This window comes from Dietzia sp. JS16-p6b (assembly GCF_003052165.1).
Taxonomy (GTDB): Bacteria; Actinomycetota; Actinomycetes; order Mycobacteriales; family Mycobacteriaceae; genus Dietzia.
In genome coordinates, this window is the sequence record NZ_CP024869.1 from 1,241,395 (window position 1) to 1,266,565 (window position 25,171).

General features: G+C 70.4%; 23 protein-coding genes. 17 read left to right on the forward strand and 6 right to left on the reverse strand.

Annotated elements, in window-relative coordinates; all coding sequences use genetic code 11:
* Positions 1 to 23: 23 nt before the first annotated feature.
* A complete protein-coding gene (locus tag CT688_RS05610) occupies positions 24 to 1,739 on the forward strand; it encodes a class I adenylate-forming enzyme family protein (protein WP_231750512.1) in 1,716 nt (571 codons plus the stop codon).
* Between the two features lie 4 nt (positions 1,740 to 1,743).
* On the forward strand, positions 1,744 to 2,319 hold the full coding sequence (locus CT688_RS05615; protein WP_107756087.1) for a TetR/AcrR family transcriptional regulator: 576 nt from the start codon (positions 1,744 to 1,746) through the stop codon (positions 2,317 to 2,319).
* Between the two features lie 134 nt (positions 2,320 to 2,453).
* On the opposite strand, the gene CT688_RS05620 is transcribed toward CT688_RS05615, so the two are convergent.
* Positions 2,454 to 3,623: an iron-containing alcohol dehydrogenase gene (locus CT688_RS05620; RefSeq protein WP_107756088.1), complete on the reverse strand. Its 1,170-nt coding sequence runs from the start codon at positions 3,621 to 3,623 to the stop codon at positions 2,454 to 2,456.
* Between the two features lie 518 nt (positions 3,624 to 4,141).
* Here CT688_RS05620 and CT688_RS05625 point away from each other — a divergent pair.
* Positions 4,142 to 5,449, forward strand: a complete 1,308-nt coding sequence (locus CT688_RS05625; protein WP_194305335.1) for a TrkH family potassium uptake protein — start codon at positions 4,142 to 4,144, stop codon at positions 5,447 to 5,449.
* 19 nt (positions 5,450 to 5,468) lie between these two features.
* Entirely contained in the window at positions 5,469 to 6,107 is a 639-nt protein-coding gene (locus CT688_RS05630) for a TrkA family potassium uptake protein (protein WP_107756090.1), read from the forward strand.
* 73 nt (positions 6,108 to 6,180) lie between these two features.
* Here the strand turns inward: CT688_RS05630 and CT688_RS05635 are convergent, their stop codons facing one another.
* A complete protein-coding gene (locus CT688_RS05635; protein WP_107756091.1) occupies positions 6,181 to 7,350 on the reverse strand; it encodes a calcium/sodium antiporter in 1,170 nt (389 codons plus the stop codon).
* Positions 7,351 to 7,473: 123 nt separating this feature from the next.
* A complete protein-coding gene (locus CT688_RS05640) occupies positions 7,474 to 9,654 on the reverse strand; it encodes an ATP-dependent DNA helicase RecQ (protein ID WP_107756092.1) in 2,181 nt (726 codons plus the stop codon).
* 81 nt (positions 9,655 to 9,735) lie between these two features.
* Here CT688_RS05640 and CT688_RS05645 point away from each other — a divergent pair, with 81 nt between their 5' ends.
* Entirely contained in the window at positions 9,736 to 10,347 is a 612-nt protein-coding gene (locus CT688_RS05645) for a class I SAM-dependent methyltransferase (protein WP_107758033.1), read from the forward strand.
* A 50-nt stretch (positions 10,348 to 10,397) separates the two neighbouring features.
* Here the strand turns inward: CT688_RS05645 and CT688_RS05650 are convergent, their stop codons facing one another.
* On the reverse strand, positions 10,398 to 11,855 hold the full coding sequence (locus CT688_RS05650) for a glutamate decarboxylase (RefSeq protein WP_107756093.1): 1,458 nt from the start codon (positions 11,853 to 11,855) through the stop codon (positions 10,398 to 10,400).
* A gap of 172 nt (positions 11,856 to 12,027) precedes the next feature.
* Here CT688_RS05650 and CT688_RS05655 point away from each other — a divergent pair, with 172 nt between their 5' ends.
* The 12 genes from CT688_RS05655 (at position 12,028) to holA (ending at position 24,030) form a co-directional block, all read left to right on the forward strand.
* Positions 12,028 to 12,933: an SDR family NAD(P)-dependent oxidoreductase gene (locus CT688_RS05655; RefSeq protein ID WP_107756094.1), complete on the forward strand. Its 906-nt coding sequence runs from the start codon at positions 12,028 to 12,030 to the stop codon at positions 12,931 to 12,933.
* A gap of 44 nt (positions 12,934 to 12,977) precedes the next feature.
* Positions 12,978 to 14,306 carry a glutamate-5-semialdehyde dehydrogenase gene (locus CT688_RS05660; RefSeq protein ID WP_107756095.1) on the forward strand — a complete coding sequence of 443 codons (1,329 nt, stop codon included), beginning with the start codon at positions 12,978 to 12,980 and terminating at the stop codon, positions 14,304 to 14,306.
* Between the two features lie 57 nt (positions 14,307 to 14,363).
* Positions 14,364 to 15,245 carry a MoxR family ATPase gene (locus CT688_RS05665; protein WP_107756096.1) on the forward strand — a complete coding sequence of 294 codons (882 nt, stop codon included), beginning with the start codon at positions 14,364 to 14,366 and terminating at the stop codon, positions 15,243 to 15,245.
* A 27-nt stretch (positions 15,246 to 15,272) separates the two neighbouring features.
* Positions 15,273 to 16,703, forward strand: a complete 1,431-nt coding sequence (locus CT688_RS05670) for a VWA domain-containing protein (RefSeq protein ID WP_107756097.1) — start codon at positions 15,273 to 15,275, stop codon at positions 16,701 to 16,703.
* Between the two features lie 56 nt (positions 16,704 to 16,759).
* Positions 16,760 to 17,476 (forward strand): nicotinate-nucleotide adenylyltransferase, encoded by a 717-nt coding sequence (nadD, locus tag CT688_RS05675; protein WP_182612433.1) that lies wholly within the window; start codon positions 16,760 to 16,762, stop codon positions 17,474 to 17,476.
* Positions 17,473 to 17,916: a ribosome silencing factor gene (gene rsfS, locus CT688_RS05680; protein ID WP_107756098.1), complete on the forward strand. Its 444-nt coding sequence runs from the start codon at positions 17,473 to 17,475 to the stop codon at positions 17,914 to 17,916. The genes nadD and rsfS overlap by 4 nt, the downstream gene beginning before the upstream one ends.
* A gap of 7 nt (positions 17,917 to 17,923) precedes the next feature.
* Positions 17,924 to 18,625 (forward strand): histidine phosphatase family protein, encoded by a 702-nt coding sequence (locus CT688_RS05685; protein WP_107756099.1) that lies wholly within the window; start codon positions 17,924 to 17,926, stop codon positions 18,623 to 18,625.
* Positions 18,622 to 19,452, forward strand: coding sequence for a DegV family protein (locus tag CT688_RS05690; RefSeq protein WP_107758035.1), 831 nt, complete (start codon positions 18,622 to 18,624; stop codon positions 19,450 to 19,452). Before CT688_RS05685 ends, CT688_RS05690 begins: the two co-directional genes overlap by 4 nt.
* A 50-nt stretch (positions 19,453 to 19,502) precedes the next feature.
* Complete coding sequence (locus tag CT688_RS05695; protein ID WP_107756100.1) at positions 19,503 to 20,453, forward strand: ComEA family DNA-binding protein; 951 nt, start codon at positions 19,503 to 19,505, stop codon at positions 20,451 to 20,453.
* A gap of 32 nt (positions 20,454 to 20,485) precedes the next feature.
* Positions 20,486 to 21,922, forward strand: a complete 1,437-nt coding sequence (locus tag CT688_RS05700; RefSeq protein ID WP_231750513.1) for a ComEC/Rec2 family competence protein — start codon at positions 20,486 to 20,488, stop codon at positions 21,920 to 21,922.
* The gene (locus tag CT688_RS05705) at positions 21,919 to 22,986 is read left to right on the forward strand and encodes an SDR family oxidoreductase (RefSeq protein ID WP_231750514.1); all 1,068 of its coding nucleotides are present in this window, start codon (positions 21,919 to 21,921) and stop codon (positions 22,984 to 22,986) included. The genes CT688_RS05700 and CT688_RS05705 overlap by 4 nt, the downstream gene beginning before the upstream one ends.
* Positions 22,987 to 23,052: 66 nt before the next feature.
* A complete protein-coding gene (gene holA / locus CT688_RS05710) occupies positions 23,053 to 24,030 on the forward strand; it encodes a DNA polymerase III subunit delta (RefSeq protein ID WP_107756102.1) in 978 nt (325 codons plus the stop codon).
* A gap of 129 nt (positions 24,031 to 24,159) precedes the next feature.
* On the opposite strand, the gene rpsT is transcribed toward holA, so the two are convergent.
* Both rpsT and CT688_RS05720 read right to left on the reverse strand, forming a co-directional pair.
* Positions 24,160 to 24,420, reverse strand: a complete 261-nt coding sequence (rpsT, locus tag CT688_RS05715) for a 30S ribosomal protein S20 (protein WP_107756103.1) — start codon at positions 24,418 to 24,420, stop codon at positions 24,160 to 24,162.
* 167 nt (positions 24,421 to 24,587) lie between these two features.
* Positions 24,588 to 25,136, reverse strand: coding sequence for a type II toxin-antitoxin system PemK/MazF family toxin (locus CT688_RS05720; protein WP_107756104.1), 549 nt, complete (start codon positions 25,134 to 25,136; stop codon positions 24,588 to 24,590).
* Between the last annotated feature and the right edge of the window lie 35 nt (positions 25,137 to 25,171).

The following is a 25,171-nucleotide window of genomic DNA, read 5'->3' on the forward strand; positions in this document are numbered from 1 at the left end:
GTGCCGCGGGAGAGTGAGAAATCATGGAACAGCCGGTTCGAGTCCCCTCGAGTGCCCCCGAGTCCCGCCAGAACCCGGGGGACGGTCGCACCACGGACCGGCGCCTGACCTCCACGCAGTCCGCCCTCCTGGGACGGGCGACCCTCGGTGATCAGCTCCGGCGTCACGCGCAGAGCCGGGCCGGCAAAGCCGCGATCGTCTCCTACGCCCCCGGTGGCGGGCGGACCGTCACCACCTACGGTGAGCTCGACCGTGGCGCCAACCGGGCTGCTCACATGCTCCTCGGACTCGGCGTGTCCCGCGGCGACCGGGTCGCTGTGATGGCACGAAACCGTGTCGAGTCGGTCATCGCCTACTACGGAGCTCTCAAGATCGGGGCCGCCTACTCCGGGATCAACGTGCTGCTGGGGGTGGGAGAGGTGGCTCATCAGCTCGACCACCTCGAGCCCGCGGCCGTCGTCGTCGCCGCGGAGTTCCTCCCGGTCGTCCGGGCGGCGCTCGGCGATTCCGGACACCGGCCCGAGATCATCGTGCTCGACGCCACGGCGCCTGACGGAACGGGGACCGACGGCATGGGACCCGACGGTCCGGACTCCGGCTCCACCGATGACCCGGGGTGTCACGACTTCGACCGTCTCCTCGACTCGTCCTCGGACACGGAGCCCGAATGCGACGTCGACGAGCTCGACCTCGCGATGATCGTCTACACGAGCGGGACCGAAGCGGCCCCCAAAGGGGTCATGCTGCCGCATCGCAACTACCTCATCTCCACCTCGCCCGCCTACACGTGGGGGTTGCGCTGCCTGGACGACGACGTCTGGCTCTTCGTCATGCCGTTCCACACGATCGCCGGCATCGGCTCGCTGACCTCGCTCATCCTGCTGGGCGCGACTCTCGTCCTCCCGGCCAGCCTCGCGCCCGCCGACGTGTTGGCGATGATCAAGACGGAGCAGATCTCGGTCCTGGCTCAGACGCCCACGTTCTTCATCTCGCTGGCGGACCATCCGGACTTCGGGCCCGACGCGGTGGGGACCATCCAGCGGTGTCTGACCTACGGGGGACAGGTCTCCCCGCGAACGGTGGACGCCTGGCACCGCGCCGCGCCGCGGTCGATCTGGGGAACCTACTGGGGCCAGTCGGAGCTGACCCAGCTGGGGTCGGTCGGCTGGTTCAGGCAACTCGAGGACGTTCCCGGGCAGGACCCCACCTGGATCGGCAAGCCCGTCGGCCATCTGGAGGTCAAGGTGGTCGACGCCGACGGGAACGAGTCCGAGAGCGGGGAGCTCCTGTGCCGCACCCCGTCGGTGATGGCGGGGTACTTCAGGGATCCCGAGAAGACCGCCGCGGTCCTCGACGGCGGGTGGCTCCACACCGGTGACATCGTCCGACGCGATGCCGAGGGCAACATGTTCTTCCTCGACCGCAACAAGGACATGATCAAGACAGGGGGATACAACGTGTCCTCCCAGGAGGTCGAGCGCGTCCTCCAGGCGCACCCCGGGGTGGCGCGTGCCGCCGTCGTCGGACTCCCGGACGAGTACTGGTCCGAGGCCGTCACCGGGTTCGTCATCGCCGTCGACGGCAGCGACGTGTCGGGCCCGGAGTTGCGAGAGCACTGCAAGACGGCGCTCGCAGGATATAAGGTCCCCAAGGTGATCACGATCGTGGACGGGCTCCCGACGGACCCCCAGGGCAAGCTACTCAAGAGAGAGCTGCGCCGCCTGCACGCAAAGGACTGAGACGCTGAACACCGAGCCCAGCAGACGCGACTCGATACTGGCCGCGGCGGCCGAGTACTTCGCCGAGCAGGGCTACCACTCGGCGGGGATGCGCGGCATCGCCGATTCGGTGGGGATCAAGGGCGCCAGCCTGTACAACCACTTCGGTTCCAAAGAGGAGATCCTCTACGCGATCGCACTGAAGATGACCCGTGTGCCCGTGGAGGAGAACCTGCTCGTCCTCGACGAGACCGGGACACCGACCGAGCGGCTCACCGCCCTGATCGACGTCCACCTCCGCCACCTCGCGGTGAACCGTGTGGAGCATCTGGTGAGCCTACGGGAGCTCTCCGCGCTCACGGAGGAACACCGTGACCGCGTGGTCGGGTACCGCAAGTACTACCAGCGACGGGTGCGCGACGTGATCGCCGCGGGCATCCGCGCCGGGGAGTTCGGCGTCGACGACCCGATGCGTGCGGCCGTCGCGATCCTGGACCTCATGAACGGCGTGAGCTGGTGGCTGCGGGACGACTACGACATCGACTCCCTGGTCTCCACCTACGTGGACTACATCGTCGACGGGATCCTCCGGCGCAGGTGAGGGGTCCGCGGTGGCGCGGATGAGGTGGCCCCGGTGGCGCCGTCGCCCCCGCGCACCCTACGAGAACCGGCCCCCTTGTCGCCGCTGGCGAGAAGGGGGCCGGATCACGTGGCGTTGCGGGTCTGTGTCTTCTCTCAGAGCGCGCGACGCAGCAGGGGGACCAGCGCGTCGGCGTCCGCGATCGGGTTCGGGTTGGTCCCGCACCAGATGTCCTTGAAGGTGTACGCGGCTAGGCTGGACAGGTCGTCCTCGGACAGTCCGACCTCGGTGAGCGACCGCGGCATGCCCAGCCGCCTGATGAGCGCGTCGGCGAGCTCGTGCGCAGGTGTCTGCGGCTCGCCGAACGCCACGCTGATCAGCGCCTGGCGATGTTCGTTGACCTCCCGGTTGTACTCCAGGGCGAACGGCGCCATCACGCAGGAGGTGTGTCCGTGCGGGACCTTGAACGACCCTCCGAGCGCATGCCCGACCGCGTGGCTGATACCCATGTCCAGGCCGGCGACGATCGCGACCATCGACGACCAGGCTCCGACCTGGCACATCCGCCTGGCCTCCAGGTCATCGCCGTCCTCCTTCACCCGGACGAGGCCCTCGGAGAGCAGGCGGATGGCGTTCATCGCCATCCCGTCGTAGTACCCGTTCGACTCGAGTGACCCCAGGGTCTCGAAGGCGTGATCGAGAGCGCGCACCCCGGTCGAGAGCCAGAGCCATTCCGGGGTGTGCCGGGTGAGCGCGGGATCGAGGATGACGGCCCGCGGGGTCATCGCCGGATGGACGTACCCCTCCTTGACATTGCTCTCCTCGTCCGTTGATCCCGCCAGCGCGTTGAACTCGCCTCCGGCCAGCGTCGTGGGGGCCACCACCACGGGGATGCTCGGGGCCGAGAAACTCGGGGCGGTCACCGAGGTGTCGGGGTTGACCTGCAGGTGGTAGGCGTCCACCTCGGAGGTTGTGCGGATCCCGTGCTCCAGGGTCACCGCGAGGATCTTCGTCAGGTCCGTCGCCGAGCCGCCGCCGACACACAGCAGCATGTCCGGATCCGCCTCGGCCGCGACCAGGGTCGCCGCGATGACGTCCTGGCGGGGCACGTGGGGCCGGACCGCGTCGAACAGGCCGACGAACCGATCACCCAGGGCCTCGATCACCCGTCGGATCTCGTCGGTCTGGGAGTTCAGGGTCCCACTGCAGACCACGAAGACCCGGCTCGCGCCGAGGAGCTCCGCTTCCTGCGCCGCGGCCTCCGCGACCGGGGTCCCGATATGGACTCTCTCCATGGGGGTCAGAGAGATGAGTGATGACTGCACGGCGGCACCGTCCTTCGTTGTTGTCCTCGACCCCCGTGTCCGCCAGAACACTGTGTCCGAGGGAGCACGGTGTCACTCCGACGATGACGCGGGGGCCGAGCTGGGGTCGGGCGTAGCGCGTTTTTCGTGCCGCCCAAGGCTAACAGTCGTTACCCTACAGGAGAATTGTGGCCCAGGCCACAGTCTTTTTGCGGTGGCGATGCGCAGCGCTTCGGGAGGGGCTGGGGATTCCCACAAGGTGTTCTGTGCAGGAACTTAAGGTCGCCGTCAGTATTGGTCCGGACCGGATTGCGTCTCGGCTCGCGTCCGCACACCCACCTGCCCGGTGACGGCGCTCACATCTGGAGGGGCTAACGGTGGATCGCTTCGATGGGGGTCGATGCCGGGACATGAGTCCGCGGTGCCGGCACGTGGGTCTACAGTCTCACTTCGTGACTGATGGTGACAGACGGGTCTGGCCGTCCGGGCTTCGGCGGTGGTCCGGCTGGGTGGTGCTGAGCCCGGTCCGGGTCGTGGCGATGAGCTTCGCCGCTGCGATCGTGGTGGGCACGGCGCTGTTGCTCCTGCCCGGAGCCGTCGAGCCCGGGAGCAGTACCGGGTTCACCGAGGCGCTGTTCACCTCGACGTCGGCGATGTGTCTGACGGGGCTGATCGTCGTGGACACCCCGGTGCACTGGTCGGGGTTCGGTCAGGTGGTCATCCTCGCCCTGATCCAGGTCGGCGGCCTGGGGATCATGACCATGGCCTCGATGGTCGGGCTGGTGCTGGCCGATCAGATCGGGCTCAAGGCCCGGATGAACACCGCGGCAGAGGCCCGTGCCTCCGAACTCGGCGACGTCCGCGACGTCGTCATCGGCGTGATCCGGCTGAGCATCGGGATCGAACTCGTCACCGCCGCCGCGCTGGCACTCCGCTTCGCCCTGGGCTACGACGAGCCCGTGCTGCGGGCCCTCTGGCTCGGGGTGTTCCACTCCATCTCGTCGTTCAACAACGCCGGGTTCGCGCTCTACAGCGACAACATGATCGGGTTCGCCACCGACCCGTGGATCTGTGTCCCCCTGATGGTCGCGGTGATCCTGGGTGGCCTGGGGTTCCCGGTCCTGTTCGAGATCGGCCGGCGGCTCCGGCGCAGGCCTCCCCGCAGCCGGTCGCGGGCGGGGTGGACGCTGCACACGCGCCTGACCGTCTCGGTGACGGCGGTGCTGCTGGCCCTCGGGTTCGGAGCTGTCCTGGCGTTGGAGTGGGCCCGCACCCTCCAGGGGTACAACGCGGCGGAGAAGGTCCTGGTGGCGGCGTTCCAGGGCGTGATGCCCCGGACCGCCGGGTTCAACAGTGTCGACTACGCCGACCTGGACGACGCGACGTTGCTCGTCACCGATGTGCTGATGTTCATCGGCGGGGGCAGCGGCGGCACCGCCGGCGGGATCAAGGTGACCACCTTCGCCCTGCTGCTGTTCATCATCATCGCCGAGGTCCGCGGCGAGCGGTCGGTGACCATTCTCGACCGTCGCGTCGACACCCGGGTGCAGCGACAGGCACTCGCGGTGGCGCTGATCGGGATCGGGCTCGTCACGACCTCGACGATCGTGCTGCTCGCCGGCACGCCGTTCGGCCTCAACGAGTTGCTCTTCGAGGTGACCTCCGCGTTCGCCACGGTGGGATTGTCCACGGGGATCACCGCCGAACTGCCCCACTGGGGGCAGTGGATACTGATACTGCTCATGTACCTCGGCCGCATCGGCCCGATCACCATGGTCAGTGCACTGGCCGCGCGACAGCGTGGCCGACGGTACGACCTTCCCGCAGAAAGGCCCCTCATTGGCTAGACGACGAGCTCCCGACGCTGTGGTGGTTCTGGGACTGGGCCGGTTCGGCAAGTCCCTGGCCCTGGAGTTGATGGCGCAGGGCGCCGAGGTCCTGGGCGTGGACTCCAGCGATGCCGTGGTGCAGAAGGTCGCACACCGTCTGACCCACGCGGTGGTGGCCGATACCACCGACGAGGAGTCACTGCGCCAGCTGTCGGTCCACCAGTTCGACCGCGCTGTCGTGGGGATGGGGTCCGATCTCGAGGCGAGCCTGCTCACCGCGTCGGTGCTCATCAACCTGGAGGTACCCAACATCTGGGCCAAAGCCACCAGCAACTCCCACGCCAAGATCCTCACCCAGATCGGCGTCCACCACGTCGTACGACCCGAGCACGACATGGGCAAACGTGTCGCCCACCTGGTGCGGGGAAGGATGATCGACTACATCGAGTTCGACGACGGCTTCGCCATGGTCAAGACGTCCGCGCCGACCTTCGCACTCGGCCAGCCGCTCGGGCAGAGCAGCATCCGCACCGACTTCGGGGTCACCGTGGTGGCCATCAAGCGTCCGGGGGAGGGGTTCACCTACGCCACGGCCGAGACGGTCCTGACCGAGGGCGACACCATCATCGTCTCGGGTCGGGTCCGAGACACCGAACGCTTTGCCGAGCTCTCATGAACCGATCATGACCCTGGACCGCACCGGGTTGTCGCGTGGCTCCTGACAGAGCGGTTCCTCCGACGGCACCGCGCTACTCCCGCGCGGCGAGCTGTCGTCGTGCCAGCTTCCGCCCCCGGATCACGCCGAGTTCGTAGGTGGCCAGCACGACCAGCCACACCGCGGTGAAGGGGATCACGAACCAGAGCATGGCAGTGCTGAACGGCTCCAAGGCGTCGTGCCCCGAAGCCTGGAGCACCACGTACGCGATGTAGGCCGCGTAGAAACCGGCGAAGAGGAACCCCTCCCAGCGCTTGATCGCCATACCGGTGAACGCGATGGGCAACAGGGCCAGTGCGACGGCCACCATGATCGGGAGGTCGAATCGGATCGCCCCCGCTGCGACCTCGATCGGAGTGATCAGGGACGTGACGCCCAGAACCGCGCCGATGTTGAACATGTTGCTGCCGACGATGTTCCCCACCGCCATGTCGCGCTCACCCCGGAACGCGGCCACCAGGCTGGTCGCGAGCTCGGGGAGTGAGGTGCCTATCGCCACCACGGTGAGGCCGATGACCAGATCGCTCATACCCCAGGCCGCCGCGAGATCGCTCGCCGCGGTGACCAGCAGTCGAGCGCCGACGACCAGCAGGAGTACGCCCAGGGCGACCATCGCGCAGCTCATGAGGATCGAGTGCGCCCCCTTGTGTGCCCCCCCGTCCTCGTCCGCTTCAGCGTCCGCGTCTGACTCCGCGCCGGCCGTGCTCTCGGCCGTCGACCCGTCGTGCGTCGTCTCCACCGTGTCGGCGGTGCGCTTGCGGGAGATGACCACCGTCACCACCACGTACGCCACCAACCCGGCGAGCAGCAGCATGCCGTTCAGCGCACTGATCACCCCGTCCAGAGCCACCACCAACAGCACGATGGAGAACCCCACCATGATGGGAATGTCGACACGGACGATGCGGGACTTCGCGAGTAGTGGGGCGACCAACGCGGTGAGCCCCAGGATGAGCAGGATGTTCGCGATGTTGCTGCCCACCACGTTGCCGACCGCCAGCCCGGGGTGACCACTCAGGGCGGCGTCGACGCTCACCGCGAGCTCCGGGGTGGAGGTGGCGAACGCGACGACGGTCAACCCCACCACCAGCGGCGACATCCCAATGGTGACGGCCAATCTGCTCGCTCCCCGCACGAGGGACTCCCCGCCCGCGACGAGCAGGACGAAGCCGACAGCGAGCGCGCCCAGAGTCAGGGCACTCACGACAGATCACGCTGCACGGGGGTGGCGGACCCGGGCCCGGGACGCGGTGGTCGAGACGCTGAGAAGTCCATGGTCGTGATTATTCCGTGCTCGCGCTCCGACCGCTGCAGGGCTCGTCCAGGATCACCCGGCGGCGGCCACCGCTAGGGGCAGGACGGCCCGGGCTCCGGCAACTCGCAGGTGCCGAGCGGCCTCCGTTGCCGTCCATCCCGTTTCGTGCAGATCGGTGACCAGAAGGGCCGGCCCGGTGGGGGTGGATTCCGGTCCGGACAGCGTGCCCCAGAGCTGGGCGACCCGGTAGGCGGAGTTCTGGGCGGTGACCGGGGGCAGGTCGGGATCTCTGGTGAGCTCCCCGAGGTGGTCCATCCGGCCCATCTGCGCGAGCGCGCGGGCCAGGCTCCCCACGAGTACCGGCCGCTCGCCGGTGAGCAGGGCCACCACCCCGGTGGGCCGTTCCTCCCACCCCCAGTCGCGCAGAACCGGGACGCACGCACGGACCACCCAGTCGGGAGCCTCCTGGTCGGCCCCGGAGAGTAGTCCGCGGAGCTTCTGGCCCAGCCCCAGGTCGGTGAGGCGGGCAAGGGCGCGTCCCTCGGCGGGCCCGTCGGCGATCTTTCCCTTCAACGGGACGTCGAGCCGCGCGAGACCGGTGGGCCACTGTCGGCGCGGGGGCAGGACCACCCCCGGGCGCTCCAGCGCCTCGCGTGCCCGGGTCAGGGCACCCTCGTCGACGGACGCCGCCCTCCGGTCACCCGTGCAGTTGTCGCATCGACCGCACCCGCCGGAGGCCGGGTCGAGCGTGGGGTCGTCGAGCTGCCGACGCAGGAACTCCATCCGACACGAGCCGGTCTGCTCGTAGGCGATCATCGCCTCCTGCTCCGACCGCCTGGCCCGGGCCAGCCCGGCGTAACGCTCGGCGTCGTAGTGCCACTGTCGCCCGGTGGCGATCCACCCTCCTCGCACCCGCTGGACCGCACCGTCCACGTCGAGGACCTTGAGCACCATCTCCAGCCGGGTCCTGCCCAGATCGACCGCGGGCTCGAGGGCCTGGGTCGACTGCGGCCGGTCCGGTTCCAGGGCGTCGAGGACCCGGCGGACCACGTCCTCGGGGGGGAAGGCCAGGGAGGCGAAGTGGTTCCAGATGGCCCGGTCCTCGGGCCCGGGCAGGAGCACCACCTCGGCGCGCTCGGCCGCGCGACCCGCGCGACCGATCTGCTGGTAGTAGGAGATGGGCGACGGAGGGGCCCCCAGGTGGACCACGAAGCCCAGGTCGGGTTTGTCGAATCCCATGCCCAGCGCGGACGTGGCGACCAGCGCCTTGACCTCGTTGTCCAGCAACGAGCGCTCCAGTTCCTCGCGCTCGCCGGCGTCGGTGCGGCCGGTGTAGGCGCCCACACGGTGCCCGGCGGAGGTGAGCAATCCGGCCATGTCCTCGGCCGCCGCCACGGTGAGGCTGTAGATGATCCCGCTGCCCGGCAGGGATTCCAGGTTCTCCGCCAGCCACGCCGCGCGGCGCTCCGAGTCGTCGATCGCCACGACCGACAAGCGCAGCGATTCCCGGTCCAACCCTCCGCGCAGAACGAGGGTGTCGGACGCCGCGTCGCCCGCGTCCCCGTCAGGGCCCCCGGACCCACCCGGTCGTTCGCCCACACCGAGCTGCTGTGCCACGTCGCGCACCACCCGGTCGTTGGCCGTGGCGGTGGTGGCCAGGACCGGCACGCCCTCGGGCAGGTCCGCCAGAAGCGTGCGTATCCGGCGGTAATCGGGCCGGAAGTCGTGCCCCCAGTCCGAGACGCAGTGGGCCTCGTCGACCACCACCAGGCCGGCGTCCGCGGCCAGGGCGGGCAGCACGGTGTCGCGGAAGTCGGGGTTGTTGAGCCGTTCCGGGCTGACCAGGAGCACGTCCACCTCGCCGGCGCGGACCGAGGCGCGCACGTCGTCCCATTCCGTCATGTTGGCCGAGTTGATCGTGGCCGCGCGTACGCCCGCCCGCGCGGCGGCCTCGACCTGGTTGCGCATGAGGGCCAACAGCGGCGAGACGATCACCGTGGGCCCCGAGCCCAGCTCGCGGAGCAGTCGGGCGGCGATGAAGTACACCGCCGACTTGCCCCAGCCGGTGCGCTGCACCACGAGTGCGCGCCGCCGGTCGGCCACGAGCGAGTCGATCGCGGTCCACTGGTCCTCCCGGAGGCTCGCGTGCGGACCGGCGAGGGCGCGCAGCAGTTCGTCGGCCCGCGAGCGGAGCGCCTGACGGTCGGGTCCTGTGGTGGAGACGGCGCCGGGAGCTGAGGTCATGTCGCCCATCGTGCACCACCGGTCCGACACCCGGACGGCGTGGCCGACGTCGGGAGCGGGCGCGGGCCGGGCGCGGCCATACTGGGTGCCATGACGCAGACGTGGAAGAAGATCGTGGACGCCGATCCCGGGCACTCGCATCGCTATGCCAAGCGGTGGGACGACATGGTGGCCGAGGGCGTGGACATCGACGGCGAGGCACGGCTGATCGACGCCATGGCCCCGCGCGGTGCGCGGATCCTCGACGCGGGGTGCGGACAGGGGCGGACCGGCGCCTACCTTCACGAGCGCGGTCATCGGGTCACCGGGGTGGACCTCGATCCGCACCTGGTCGGACGGGCGCGGGAGCTGTGCCCCGGCGCCACCTGGGAGGTCGCGGACCTGGCAGGGGATGACTGGGCGACCGGCCCGTTCGACCTGGCGGTCTCCGCAGGCAACGTCCTGGCGTTCGTCGACCCCGCCGACCGTGGAGCGGTCCTGGCCAACCTCGCGGCGCGACTGGTGACACCGTCAGACGACGTCGGGGGTCGACCCGGGCGGCTGGTGGTGGGGTTCGGGCTCGACCGCGGGTGGACGCGCGAGGAGTTCGACGACGACGCACGCAGGGCGGGACTCGAGCTGGAGCAGCGCTGGTCCACCTGGGACCTCCGGCCGTTCACGGAGGGCAGTGGGTTCATGGTCGCCGTGCTCGTGCGCCGATAGCCCCCGGGGGGCGCCTCCGCACCTTCGCCCCGGCCCGTCTCACCGGCCCTTCAGTGGTGGAAGTGCGACCCGGGGCCCTTGCGCGGCATCGGTGAGTCGAGCTGGTCGAGGAACATCACCTCGCCGGCGAGGTCCTTGATCAGCGCGGCGGCCAGGTCGCGTCCCAGGCCGACCCGGACCACGATGCGCAGCACGGTCAGGTGCGCCAGATCGTCGGCCAGCGGATAGGCGGGCACGAGCCAGCCCTTCATCCTGAGTCGATCCGACAGGTCGTACAGGGTCCACGTCTCCGTGTACCCCTCCTTGAGCCGCCAGGCGATCACCGGAATCGTGTCGCCACGGCTCACCAACTCGAAGGGGGCGAGCGCTCCGATCTCCGAGGCCAGGAACTGGGCGACGTCCAGAGACGCCTGCTGGACACGGCGGTAACCTTCCCGCCCGAGCCGGAGGAACATGTAGTACTGCAGGAGGACCTGCGCCCCGGGTCGCGAGAAGTTCAGCGCCAGGGTGGGCATGTCGCCACCGAGGTAGCTGCAGTGGAAGATCATGCTCTCCGGGAGTGACTCCCTGTCGCGCCACACGATCCAGCCCACGCCCGGGTAGACGAGCCCGTACTTGTGGCCGGAGGTGTTGATGGACGCGACGCGCCCGACACGGAAATCCCACTCGAGATCGGGTTGGCAGAACGGCGCGACCATGCCGCCTGACGCGCCGTCGACGTGGATGCGGACGTCGAGACCGGTGGTCTCCTGGATCTGGTCGAGCTTCCGGGCGATCTCCGCGACCGGCTCGTAGGCACCGGTGTAGGTGACGCCCATGATGGCCACCACCCCGATGGTGTTCTCGTCGACGTACTCCTCCAGATCGTGTCCGTCGAGCATCGGGTGCTCCGCCGAGATGGGCACCCAGCGGGGCTCGACCTCGAAGTAGTTGCAGAACTTCTCCCAGCAGACCTGCACGGCGGTCGACAGGACGATGTTGGGGCTCTCGGTGGACCGACCGGCCGCCCGCCGCGCGGACTGCCAGCGTCGCTTGAGCGCGAGCCCACCCAGCATGCAGGCCTCGGACGAGCCGATCGTGGAGGTGCCGATGGACTCCCGGACGTCGGGCACGTTCCAGAGATCGGCGATCATCCTCCAGCAGCGCTCCTCGATCGCGGCGGTCTGGGGGTACTCGTCCTTGTCGATCATGTTCTTGTCGACGGTCTCGGCGTACAGGCGCCGGGCCTCGTCGTCCATCCACGTGGAGACGAACGTCGCGAGGTTGAGTCTCGCGTTGCCGTCGAGCATCGCCTCGTCGTGGACGATCTGATAGGCCGTCTCGGGAAGCGAGGGGTCCCCCGGCAGCGTGAAGCGGGGCAGCTCCGTGGCCTCGCCGGGACGCACGAAGACCGAATCGAGGGTCAGTGACTCGCCGCCCTCGTCGGTGGTGTGACGCGCCGGTGTGTGACGTGCGGCAGCGTGGCGTGCAGTCGTGTGACGGGCTGTGACGTGCGAATTCTCGGCCACTGTCTCTCCTCGGATCGGGACTCGTCCCGTGGCGTCCCCTCGGGTGTCAGAGTGTGCCACCGATCGAGGGCGACCGTCGTCGACTTCTCGAGGCTCGCCCCTGACCACCCGTGGCACCACGGGTGGACCCAGAGCGACACCGCTGGGCCCGCCGTCCCAGCACACTGTGTCCATGAGCATTCAGAAGAGGTCGGCCAGCACCCGGAAATGGACCGTGGGCCGCCTTCCCGACCTGACCGGAAAGATCATCATGGTGACCGGCGCCACGAGCGGGATCGGCAAGGAGGCAGCGCGCGAGGTCGCGCGTCGCGGCGCTCACGTGGTGCTCCCCTCCATCACCCGCGCCGAGGGGGAATCGGCAGCGGCGGAGATCGGCGGGTCGACGGAGGTCCACGAGCTCGACCTGAGCCGCCTCGACGCCGTGCGCGCATTCGCGGCGGACTACACGGGCCCGATCGACGTCCTGCTGGACAACGCCGGACTCATGAGCCGGACCCGCGAAGAGACCACCGACGGCTTCGAGCTCCATCTGGGGGTCAACGTCCTCGGGCCGTTCCTGCTCACCGAACTGCTGTTGCCTCAGATCAGGGAGCGGGTCGTGATCACGTCCTCGATGGCCCACGCCGCCGGTCGCATCGACTTCACCGACCCCCACTTCCGTCGGCGCCGATACTCCATGGCGGCGGCGTACGCCCAGTCCAAACTCGGATGCATGCTCTGGGGCCTCGACCTGCAGAACCGGCTCCGCGCCGCCGGGTCGCCGGTGGACGTTCAACTCGCGCACCCCGGTTTCGCCGCCACCTCGATCCTCGATCCGACGCCGTTCCCGCCGGTCAACAGAGTTCTCAACCGCATCGGTCGAGGGATCATCCCCACCGCGGCCGACGGGGCGCGACCGCTGCTGTACGCCGCCACGGAGTCGCTCCCACCGGCGTCGTACATCGGACCGTCGGGATGCCGTCAGATCGCCGGGTCGCCGGGTCCGTGCGAGCGCTCCGCCGCCGCCGGGGATCCGGACCTCGCCCGCCGCTTCCGGGAGTTCGCCGTGCGCGAGACCGGAGTCGATCCGGTCGTCTGACTGGTCGCGTCGTCCTCCCCGGACGCATCGGTAAGCTGGTGGACATGACCACCAGCCACCTCGACGCCCCCGACCTCACCGACCAGTCCGGCGCCGATCGGCCCGCTCACGACCCGACGAGCGAGATCGTCCATGACTCGACGCGTGAAGCCGTCCACGATGCGGCCCTCCGCGCCCGGGGCGCGTCGCGGGAACTGGCCCTGCTCACCGCGGAACGCAAGAACGCGCTTCTGTTCGGCGCGGCCGACGCCCTGGTGGCGGCACAGGCTCAGGTCCTCGAGGCCAACGCCCGCGACATCGAGGAGCAGTCGGCGGAGGGCACCGGGGAGGCCATGCTGGATCGCCTCCGTCTGACCGCCGAGCGGATCGAGGGGATCGCCGGCGGGCTCCGCCAGGTAGCGGGACTGGCCGATCCGATCGGCACCGTCACCCGTGGATCGACCCGCCCCAACGGTCTGCAGCTGCGTCAGGTCCGGGTGCCGTTGGGCGTGATCGGCATGATCTATGAGGGCCGGCCCAACGTCACCGTCGACGCCTTCGGCCTGGCGTTCAAGTCGGGCAACGCGGCGTTGCTCCGCGGGTCGCGCTCGGCCCGGCACTCGAACGAGGCGCTCGTGACGGTCCTCCGTGACGTGCTGGCGCGCCACGAACTACCGGTGGAGGCGGTCCAGTTGCTGCCGTCGGCCGACCGGTCGTCGGTCACCCACCTCATCCAGGCACGCGGACTGGTCGACGTGGTGATCCCCCGCGGTGGTGCCGGACTCATCCAGGCGGTGGTGGAGAACGCGAAGGTACCGGCCATCGAGACCGGTACCGGGAACTGTCACCTCTACATCCACGGAGACGCCGACCTGGACGAGGCGATCCGGCTGCTCCTCAACGGCAAGACCCGCCGGTGCAGCGTGTGCAACGCCACCGAGACGGTGCTCCTCGACGAGGCCCTCGGCGACGCTGCGGTGGACCGCGTGGTGGGGGCGTTGCAGTCCGCCGGGGTGACCGTGCACGGGGACCGCGAGGGCCTCGTCCCCGCCGACGACGTGGACTGGGGCGAGGAGTACCTGAGTATGGACATCGCCCTCAAGGTGGTCGACGGAGTGGACGCCGCCATCGAGCACATCGCACGCTGGTCCTCGGGACACACCGAGGCGGTGGCCACCCGGAGCATCGAGGTGGCCGACACGTTCTGCGCCCGGGTCGACGCCGCCGCTGTGATGGTCAACGCCTCCACCGCGTGGACGGACGGCGAGATGTTCGGCTTCGGTGCCGAGATCGGCATCTCCACCCAGAAGTTGCACGCCCGCGGACCCATGGGCCTCGAGGAGCTCACCAGTACCAAGTGGATCGCGCACGGCAAGGGGCACGTGCGTCCCTGACGCGCGCGACCCGGGTCGACGCCCCATCACCCGCGATTCCCACCGAAAGGATCCCCCATGGACCGAGCCCGGACCGCGCAACGACCGGCCTTCCAGAGTATCGACCACGTGATCGAGTGCCTCGGCGCGCAGGGTTACCTGGCCGACCGCTCGACCGCGACGGTGGTCTACCTGGCCGATCGTCTGGGTAAGCCCCTGCTCATCGAGGGACCCGCCGGAGTGGGCAAGACCGAGCTGGCCAAGGCCGTCGCCGCGGCCACGGAGGCCGAGCTCATCCGTCTCCAGTGCTACGAGGGCGTCGATGAGGCCCGGGCCCTGTACGAGTGGAACCACGCCAAGCAGATCCTGCGCATCCAGGCCGGCCAGGGCGAGGGGTGGGACTCCACGCGGGACGACGTGTTCTCCGAGGAGTTCCTGCTGTCCCGGCCGCTGCTCACCGCCATCCGTCGTAGCGATCCCACCGTGCTGCTCGTCGACGAGGTGGACAAGGCCGACATCGAGATCGAGGGGCTGCTGCTCGAGGTGCTGAGCGACTACGCGGTGACGATCCCGGAGCTCGGGACGATCGAGGCGGTCCGCAGGCCGTTCGTGGTGCTGACCTCCAATGCCGCCCGCGAGCTCTCCGAGGCGCTCAAACGTCGTTGCCTCTACCTGCACCTGGATTTCCCGACCCCCGAGCTCGAGCGCAAGATCCTCGCCTCGCGGGTGCCGGAGCTCGACGATCGACTGGCCGAGCAACTGGTCCGGGTGGTCGGGGTACTGCGCGCCATGGCGCTCAAGAAGGTGCCGAGCGTGTCCGAGACCATCGACTGGGGCCGCACCCTGGTCGCGCTGGGCCTGGACACGATCGACGACGAGACCGTCCTGCAGACCCTCGGAGTCGTGCTCAAGCACCAGTCCGACCAACTCCGCGCAGCCGCCGAGTTGCGGCTCAACTAGCGTGCGAGGACAAGGAGGCGAGGCACGGTGACCACGCGTTCTCCCGGCGGGTTGTCCGGCCACCTGGTCGACTTCGTCGACGCCCTGCGCCGCAAAGGGATCCCCGTGGGACCTAGTGAGGCGGTCGACGCCGCGGCGGCGATGGTCCACATCGACCTGCTCGACCGTGCAGCGCTCAGGGAGGCGCTCGCGGCGACGATCCTGCACAAGCCCACCCACCGCGGTGTGTTCGACCAGATCTTCGACCTGTGGTTCCCCGCCGCGATCGGCGCGCACTCCCCGGCGGACGGCGTGGCGGTCGAGGTGGAGATCCCGACGGACGACGACGGCACGGTGGACCCCGACGCTCTGAACGAGCTCATTGCCTCGCTGCTGCTCGAGAACACCGAGGAGTCGCGCGCCAAGGCCCGCGCGTTGGCCGAACTCCTGGTGGAGCAGCTCGGCTCCTACGATTCGGTCAATGGTCCGCGCTACTCCGCCTACCAGGCTCTCAGTCCCCTCGACACCGGCGCGATCATGCAGAAGATCCTCGACGGTCTGATGGGGGCGGACCCGTTCGACCCGGACGGTTCCAAGCGGCACGCCGAGAAGTCCGCGGCCGCCAGTTCGGCGGCGGACATGGTGCGGGGTTTCCTCCGCGAGGTCGCCGACGAGACCCGGCGCCGCACCGCGGAGACGGTGGGGCGCGACCGGGTGGCCGACTACGCGGTGGGCCCCGCGGCGGAACAGGTGGACTTCCTGCGGGCCAACGACCAGGACCTGCAGGTCCTGCGGCGACGCGTGGGACCTCTCGCCCGGCAGCTCGGCAGTCGCCTGGCCGCCCGTCGTCGTCGTCACCGCCAGGGTGCGATCGACATGCGCAAGACGATGCGCCGGTCCATGTCCACCGGCGGGGTGCCGGTGGAACTGGTCCTGCGCAAGCCCCGGCCGGCGAGGCCGGAGCTGGTGGTGTTGTGCGACGTGTCCGGTTCGGTGGCCGGGTTCAGTCATTTCACGCTCCAACTGGTGCACTCGCTGCGCGAGCAGTTCTCCCGCGTGCGGGTCTTCGCCTTCGTCGACACCACCGACGAGGTCACCTCGTTCTTCGAGACCGGATCGGACCTGGGATCGGCGATGAGCCGCATGGTGCGCGAGGCCCGGATCATCACCTACGACGGGCACTCCGACTACGGTCACGCGCTCGAGGGGTTCGCCGACCGCTACGCCCACACCCTGACCCGTACGGGTTCGCTGCTCATCCTGGGCGACGGGCGCAACAACTACCGCGACCCCTCCGTGGACGCTCTCGAGTTCGTCAGCGAGCGGGTCGGACACACCCACTGGCTCAACCCCGAGCCCAGGAAGCAGTGGGGCACGGGCGACTCGGCCGCCCGCCTGTACTCCCAGTACGTGCCCATGCACGAGTGTCGCAACGTCGAGCAACTCACGGCGGTCGTCGCGGGTCTGCTGCCCGTGTGACCGCGCGGGCACGCGAGGGAGCGGAACGTGGTGCCGGACCGATAGACTCGGCGACCATGACCACGACGGGGGCCGCCGCGGGCGTCGGACGCCGCATCGGAGTGATGGGCGGGACCTTCGATCCGATCCATCACGGTCACCTGGTGGCGGCCAGCGAGGTCGCCCACCGCTTCGGCCTCGACGACGTGGTCTTCGTCCCCACCGGAGAGCCGTGGCAGAAGCGGGGGCGTTCCGTCTCACCCGCCGAGGACCGGTATCTCATGACCGTCATCGCCACGGCCTCCAATCCCCGGTTCTCCGTGAGTCGCGTGGACATCGACCGCCGGGGTCCCACGTTCACCGTCGACACCCTCAGGGACCTCCTGCGGCAGAACCCCGGGGTCGAGATCTTCTTCATCACCGGTGCGGACGCACTGGAGAAGATCCTGACCTGGCGCGGCTGGGAGGAGATGTTCGAGCTGGCCACGTTCGTCGGGGTCTCACGCCCCGGTTTCGAGTTGTCCGACACCCATCTGACGGAGATCGGTGACGGGCGCGTGCACCTGCTCGAGATCCCCGCGCTGGCCATCTCCTCGACCGAGTGCCGCAGGCGCGCGGCCGAGGACGCACCGGTCTGGTACCTCGTGCCGGACGGTGTCGTCCAGTACATCGCCAAACGCAACCTGTACCGTCCCGAGGGCTCCACCAGGCTCGACGGGACCCCCGCCGCGACGGCTCCGGCGCACCGCGAGCTCGTCCGCACCGACAACCACACCGAGGAGAACCACCAGTGACCGCTAGCCCCGAGGCCCTGGAGATGGCGGGCATCGCCGCCCGCGCCGCAGACGAGAAGCTGGCCACGGACGTCGTCGTGCTCGACGTCTCCGGTCAGCTCATCATCACCGACTGCTTCGTCCTGGCCTCGGCCGACACCGAACGCCAGGTCAACGCGGTGGTCGACGAGATCGAGGACAAGCTCCGAGAGGCGGGGCACAAGCCGCTGCGTCGGGAGGGCACGCGGGAGGGGCGCTGGGCGCTGCTCGACTACAACGAAGTGGTCGTGCACGTCCAGCACGTCGACGAACGCGACTACTACTCGCTCGACCGGCTCTGGAAGGACTGCCCGGTCGTGGAGATCGAGGGAGTGGAGACCTCCGGCCGGCCCGAGTCCGCCACCAGTGGCGCCGACGACTCGCTCGCGCCGGAGGAGCCGCAGCGGGATCAGGGGCTCTGACACCCTCGTGACCCGTCGTCTCATCCTGCTGCGTCACGGTCAGACGCACTACAACGCCTCGTTGCGCATGCAGGGCCAGTTGGACACCGAACTCAGTGAACTCGGAGTCCAACAGGCCCACGCAGTGGGCCGCGCGTTGGCGCACCGTCGGCCGTGGACGATCCTGTCCTCGGATCTGCAGCGGGCGCACGAGACGGCGCTGGCACTGGCATCGGAGGTCGGACTCGAGGTCCGGACCGACCCGCGCCTGCGGGAGACCCATCTGGGCACGTGGCAGGGGATGAGCCATTCGGAGGTCGACGAGCAGTGGCCCGAGGCCCGGATGCGGTGGCGCAGCACACCGCGGTGGTCCCCGCCCGAGGGGGAGAGCCGCCTCGACGTGGCCCGCCGCACCCGAGAGGTGGTCGACGAGCTCGTGGACGCCTCGCCCGGGTGGAACGAGCACCCGGCGGTGCTCGTGGCCCACGGGGGCGCGATCGCCGCCCTCACCGCCGCCCTCATCGAGTTGCCGGTCGAGCAGTACCCGATCTTCAACGGTCTCGGGAACACCTGCTGGGTGCAGCTCTCGGCGCATCCGCGCCCCGGGCCCTCCTGGAGTGGACAGACCGCGGAGCCGGAGATCGGGCCCACGACCGACGGCGCGCGCGAGGTGCTCTGGCGCCTCGACCAGTGGAACGCCGGTCTCACGCCCCCGGTGGCGACGACATGAGCGTCCGGCTGGTCACCGACTCGAGCGCGGACATCCCCGAGGAGTGGGTCCGCGAGTTCGGCATCACCGTCGTGGGCCTTCACGTGGTCGAGGAGGGCGACAGGGCGGTCTCGACGGCCGCGGTCACCCCGGACGAGCTGACCGCGATCTACCAGGAACTCTTGGACGAGCCGGACTGCACGGGCATCGTCTCCGTCCATCTGTCGCGTGAACTCTCTCGCACGTGGGAGTCCGCCGCCGATGCCGCCACGAGGTTCGGTGGCCGGGTCCTGGTCTCGGACTCCCGGTGTGCGGGGATGGCGTTCGGTGCCGCGGTCGCCCAGTGTGCCTGGGCGGCGAACAACGGTCTGGGACTGTCCGGAACCTATGAGCTCGCCGAACGTCTCTGCCGGGGAGCGTCCACCTTCGCCGCCCTGGAATCTTTGGAGAGCCTGCGCCGGGGTGGCCGCATCAGTGCCCTCGCGGCGATCTTCGGCAGCGCGCTGGCGATGCGCCCGATCATCGTGTTGCGTGGTGGTTCTGTCGACCTCGCCGCCAAGGCCAGGACCACGACCAAGGCCCACGAGAAGTTGCGCGCGCTGCTTCGCGACGAGATCAGTCGAGGCGACGTCGTGGTGGTGGTCCACCATCACGAGGCGCCGGATCGGGCCCGGGAGATGGCCACCGAGATCCGCAAGGAGACCCCGTTCCCCGAGCGGGTCCTCGTCGTCGAGTTCGATGAGGTCCTGGCCTGGCACCTGGGGCCCGGGACCGTGGGCGTCTCGGTGACGGACCTCGTCGACACCGCATTCCCCATCCCCGCAGTCGCTCCACAGGACGGCACCTGAGGGACCTCTCCGGGGCCCGGCCGGGGAGCGCGCCGGTCTAGTTTCGGCCCATGTTCCCCGACACCCGGACTCGTCCCGCGGACTCCGACGACCCCGCCCGCGAGGCCGCGCTGCGCAGGCTCGCGAGTGTGACGGCCCTGGCGGAGCGGGCGTCCGTGCCCTGGGCGGACGCGGAGGCGGACGGGAGGCGGCCTGAACGGGTGCCACCCGAGCGTCCGGACCCGGCGGACTGGGCCGACCCCCCGTGGTGGAGCCGGGTCCGGTGGGCCCCGGACAGGATCGCGGGCGTTGCTCTGGTCGTGGTGGTGTTGGGCCTCGGTGGATTCTCCGTTCACCGTCTCCTGTCCGCGGTGCCCGAGGGCGCGCCGGTGCCGGAACTCCCGTTGGCCACCCCGGGGGTGACCGTCCCGGCGGACGGCGCGTCGGCACCGGGTTCGCCCCTGGCGCCAGCCGAGGCCGAGGCGGACTCGGCCGGGGCGGCCGGGCCGGTGGACGACGGGTCCGCGGGGCCCGTCGTCGTCTCCGTCGTGGGTCTGGTCGGGCGCAGCGGGTTGGTCACACTTGCCCCGGGCGCCCGGGTGGCGGACGCCCTCGACAGCGCCGGAGGGATTCTGGACGGCGGCGACCGCGACGGCCTCAACCTGGCACGGAAGGTGGCCGACGGCGAGCAGATCCTGGTGGGACTGGCGCCGGGCCCCGACGGCCCCCGCGGGCCGCGGAGCGGGATCGTCGGGGCCGGCGACCCGCCCGTGGACGGCGGGCCGGCGCCGGCGGCGGGGCCCTCGCCCGGCGCGCCACCGTCGGGTGGGGGACTGGTCGACCTCAACACGGCGGATGCCACGACCCTCGAGACCCTGCCCGGGGTGGGGCCGGTGACCGCCTCCTCGATCCTGGCCTGGCGGGCGGCCAACGGGTCGTTCGCGAGCATCGATCAGCTGGCCGAGGTCGACGGCATCGGCCCGGTGACGCTCGCCCGGCTCCGGCCGCTGGTCTCGGTGTGAGCACCGGAGCGCCGCCACCCGAGCCTCCCGCCGTGCCGCCGCCCCCGCGGGCATCCGCCGTGCCGCCGGCCCCGGCACCCGCCGCGCGTGACCTCCGATTGGTCGTCCCGACGCTCGCGCTGTTCGTCACCACCGCGGTCACCCTGGGGATGCGGCCGGCGGCGGCCTGCGCACTCGCGGTGGTACTGCTCGCCGCGGCGGTGATCGCTGTGGCCTGGTCGGTGTCCGTGGGAGCGGGGGAGCGCCCGGACCACACGGCACTGTGGGTACTCGCGGTCGCATGTGCACTGGGGGCGATCGGCGCCGGCGTCCAGGCGGCGCGGTCGCACGCGCTCGCCGCGCATCCGTTGGTCTCGCTCGTCGACACCCGCACGGGTGTCGAGGGCGTGGTGACGGGGTTCGATCGCCCGCTGCGTCGAGGCGGGGTGATGGTCCCGCTGCGAGTGGAGGTCACCGGATCAGGACAGTCGGCGCGAGTGGCCCGCCTCGACGTGGCGGTCCTGGCCAGGGAGGGGTGGCGGGATCTGGCACCGGGGACGCGGGTGCGGGCCTCGGTCATGGTGCTGGAGCCACGCTCTCCCGGGAACCCACCGGGCCTGCGCGCCCTGGCACCTCCGCGGGTGACCGGGGAGCCGGGGCCGACCGGCCGGGCACCGGCGGCGGTGCGCGAACGGTTGAGAGTGGTCTCCGGGCGCGCACTCGAGGGCGAGGCGGCGGGGTTGCTCCCGTCCTTCGTGCTCGGTGACGAGGGCGGGGTGTCCGCGGAGACCCGCGACGGGTTCCGGGCCTCGGGGCTGGCTCATCTCGCGGCGGTGTCCGGGGCCAACACCACCTATGTGGTGGGGTCGGTGCTCCTGGCCGCCGCCGCGCTGGGGGCCGGACGGCGCGTCCGCGTTCTCGCCGCGGGGGTGGCGCTCGCGGGCTTCGTCGCGGTGGTGGGCCCGGAACCCGCGGTGTTGCGGGCGGCCGGGACCGGGGCGATCGGCCTGGCCGCGCTCAGTTCCCACCGGACAGGCCGCCCGTTGGCGGCGCTGGCCGGCGTGGTGTTGCTGGTGGCGATGCTCGATCCCGCCACGGCCACCGGCGCCGGGTTCGTCCTGTCCGTCACGGCGACCGCCGCGCTCGTGGTGGCGGCGCGGCCCGTGGCGATGCGTCTGCACCGTCCGTGGATGCCGGCTACGGTCGCGGACCTGCTGGCGGTCTGCGTGGTGGCCCATCTGGCGACCCTCCCGGTGCTGGTGGCCACGGGCCTGGAGACCGGTCCGTGGGCGCTGCCGGCCAACATCGCGGTGGCTCCGGTGGTGCCGCTGGTCACCGTGCTCGGGACCGCCGCCGCGGCACTGGGACCCGTATGGCAGGACGGGGCGGTGTTGCTCGCGGCGGCGTGCGCTCCGGCACTGTGGTGGCTCGAGACGGTCGCCCGGATCGCCGTGGCCCTGCCCGGGTCGCCGGATCTGACAACCGGGTGACCCCGGGCACGGATCCGGAGTCGCTCGCGGAGTGGTCCTCGTGCTACCGGATGCGTCCGGTGTCCCCGCCGCGCATCATGGCCCGCACAGCACAGCTCCGAGACCATGACGAGGAGACGGGACGAGTGGGACTGATGAGAAGGAATGACGACCTGAACGGAAAGACCATCGTCGTCACGGGAGCCTCCAGCGGCTTCGGGCGTGGCGCCGCGATCGCCCTGGGCGCACGCGGGGCTCACGTCGTCCTGGCCGCCCGGCGCGGTGAGGTGCTCGAGGAGGTGGCCGCCCAGATCGCCGCGTCCGGTGGTTCTGCCGTGGCGGTGCCCACGGACGTCAGCGATTCCGAGGCCGTCGAGAACCTGGCAGCGGCCGCGGAGGAACACTTCGGCCCCATCGACGTGTGGATCAACAACGCCGCGGTCGGTGTGATGGGCCTGTTCTGGGAGGTGCCGCTTGCAGATCACGCCCGACTCGTCGACGTGGATCTCAAGGGAATGATCTTCGGTGCCCACGTGGCACTGCGGCGTTTCACGGCCCGTGGCGAGGGGGTGCTGGTCAACGTGGGATCGGTCGCCGGAGAGGTTCCGCTGGCCTATCAGTCCACCTACTCCGCGGTCAAGGCGGGCATCACGAGCCTCGGTCGTTCCCTCACCGAGGAACTGCGACTGGCCGGGTTGGACGAGACGGTGAAGGTCGGCACGATCCTGCCCTGGGCGGCCGACACCCCGTGGTGGGATCACGTCGGCAACTACACCGGCCACGCGCCGCGGCTGACGGCGATGGACGACCCCGACCTGATCGTGGACGCGATCGTCGACGCCTGTACGAACCCGGACCAGGAACGCCCCGTCGGGCCGAAGGGGCGTGCCGCCCACACTTCGCACCGGGTGTTCCGCGAGCTGACCGAGCGGTTCTCGGGAACGCTCTCCCGGGCCGAGATCGGTAACGGTGCGCGCGTACCGGACACCGCCGGCGCCATCCACGAACCGGTGTCCGTCGGCACCGCTGTTCACGGAGACACCCGGGCGCGGATGGTCGAGGAGGATGCCGACCCCGGTTCGTGAGGGCGGTGGTGCGGGACTGACGGACGTGCGTGGCACCATGTCATCTGTCGACGACGAGGAGCACACATGTCACCAGACTCTGCACCCGCCGCTCTGCATCTTGTCCTGGGTGAGGACGAGTTCCTCACCGAGCGCGCCACGGCCGGTGTCGTGGCGACCGCTCGGGCGGCGGCACCCGCGGGGGAGGACCCCCCCGTCGTCTCTCGGCTGGGCGGGCCGGAGGTCGGTGCGTCGCAGTTGTTCGAACTGCTCTCGCCGTCGTTGTTCGGCGAAGCCCGCATCGTGGTGATCACCGGGGCCGCGGAGCTGGGCAAGGACGCCCAGGCGGCGGTGATGGGCGCGGCCGTCGACCTTCCGGACCGGACCGTCATGGTGGTCCAGCACACCGGTGGCGGACGGGCGAAGTCGCTCGTGCCGGACCTGCGGAAGGCCGGCGCTCAGGAGCACGCGGCCGGAAAAATCTCACGTCACACGGACGTGGTGGGATTCGTGCGCTCGGAGTTTCGTGGCCTCGACGTCCGGGTGGCCCCGGAGGCGTGTGAGGCCCTCGTCGAGGCGGTGGGCACCGACCTGAGGCAGCTGGCGTCGGCATGCGGCCAGCTGGTGGCCGACACCGGGGGGAAGGTCGATGTCGAGGCGGTGCGCCGCTATCACTCCGGTGTCGTGGGCGTCAGTGGTTTCACCGTGGCCGAGCGGGCGGTCACGGGGGACGTGGCCGGGGCGATCGAGGCGCTGGAATGGGCCATGCACACCGGGGTCCCGCACGTCGTGCTGGCAGACGCCCTCGCGGACGCCGTGAACTCCATCGCCATGGTGGGCACGCAACGGGGCACCCCGCCCGCAGAGCTGGCGCGACAGGGGTTGCCCCCGTGGAAGGTCAAGAAGGTCACCGCGCAGACCCGGTACTGGTCCATCGATACCCTCGGCCGGGCCCTCCAGGTGGTCGCCCGCCTCAACGGGGAGGTCAAGGGTCAGGCGGAGGACACCTCTTACGCACTGGAACGAGCGGTCCGTGCGGTGGGGTCGCTGGCGGGTGCGGCGTAGAACACGACCGGTTGGACCGCGACGAGGGCCCACCACGCGACCTCGATCGGTGCGGGGTGGGCCCTCGGAGCCTCGACGCGGCATTCTCCGCGGGGCTGTGCTCCCCGCGGTGGGGGGGAGCGGGTCGCCTCAGAGTGAGTTGACGGCCTTGGCGAGCGACGACTTCTTGTTGGCGGCCTGGTTCTTGTGGATGACACCCTTGGTGGCGGCCTTGTCGAGCTGACGCGAGGTCGCGACGAGGAGGGCGCCGGCCTTGGCCTTGTCGCCGGCCTCGGTGGCCTCACGCAGGTTGCGGATGGCCGAACGCAGCGCCGACTTGATCGACTGGTTGCGCAGGCGGTTGCGCTCGTTGGTGAGGTTCCGCTTCTTCTGGGACTTGATGTTGGCCACTGGTCACACCTTCGGTCGTGTCTCGACGGCCCCGCGGGGATCCGGTCGATCGGATGTCATGTCTCTCGTCCGCTCGAACGCGCGCTACGCGATCCGGTGGACACCGACGACCGACTTTACCAGCGGCGGCCTCACCGGCCAAAACGCGGCGGCCGGCCCTCGCCGCGTCAGCGCCACCCGTAATCCGAGCGCAGCCGGTCCGCGACCCGCTCGAACGTGCGGCGGGGGCAGACCGCGCCCTCTCGCCGGATGCCCTGCTCGGGGACGTCCAGCACCCGATCCAGGCGGACCCAGCTCGGTCGGTCCTCCACGTCCCACGGCCCGGTGCCGAGGGACTGCCAACTCTTGTCGTCGTCCCGCCTGGCCTGCGAGGAGAGCATCAGTCCGAGCAGACGATCGCCGTCGCGGCCCACCACCAGCACCGGGCGGTCCTTCCCGCGTCCGTCGGCCTCCTCGAACTCCACCCAGGTCCACACGATCTCCCCGGGGTCCGCCCGACCGTCGAGGTCCGGTGCGTAGGACAGCGTTCGCGCGCGACTCGCGGTGGGCACGGCCCCGGTCGTGGCGGGCCGTCCCGCCCCGACGGCCCCGGCCGTCGCGGGAGCGGTGATCCCGCGATCCTCGAGACGCCGTCGCACCTCGAGGGCCACCGTCGGTCCGTACTTTCGGCCCATCCGAGCCGCGGTGCGACCCATCCGGGCCCAGTCGATCGCCATGTCCGCCAGGGTAACCGCATCTAGGATCCCGTTTC